Source organism: Streptomyces hazeniae (assembly GCF_031845485.1).
Classification (GTDB): Bacteria; Actinomycetota; Actinomycetes; order Streptomycetales; family Streptomycetaceae; genus Streptomyces; species Streptomyces hazeniae.
In genome coordinates, this window is record NZ_JAVREQ010000202.1 from 1 (window position 1) to 438 (window position 438).

Here is a 438-nt window from a genome sequence, read left to right on the forward strand (position 1 = left end):
GGGCAGCTGGAAGCCTCACGCGCCCTGGGCGTCAGCTACGCCTCGTCCATGCGGCTGGTCGTCGTGCCACAGGGCATCCGGCGGGTGCTGCCGGCGCTCATGAACCAGTTCATCTCGCTGCTCAAAGCCTCGTCGCTGGTGTACGTCCTCGGCCTGGTGGCCAGCCAGCGGGAACTCTTCCAGGTGGGCCGAGATCTCAACGCGCAGACCGGAAACCTGTCACCGCTGGTGGCAGCCGGACTGTTCTCTCTGCTGCTGACCATCCCGCTGACCCACCTGGTGAACTTCGTCGACTACCGGCTGCGCCGAGGTCGCCCGCCGGCTGAGGAAGATCCCCTGCCCGCGGTGACCAACCAGGAGATGATCTGATGTCGGCACCACAGCCAGTCGCGCTGGCCGCCAAGGACATCCACCTGTCGTTCGGTCCGAATGCGGTAC

Annotated in this window: 1 protein-coding gene; it reads left to right on the plus strand. The window is 66.2% G+C overall.

What is annotated here, in order from left to right; translation table 11 throughout:
* On the plus strand, positions 1 to 369 hold a 369-nt coding region (locus RM572_RS29320), incomplete at its 5' end, for an ABC transporter permease subunit (protein ID WP_311676378.1).
* Between the last annotated feature and the right edge of the window lie 69 nt (positions 370 to 438).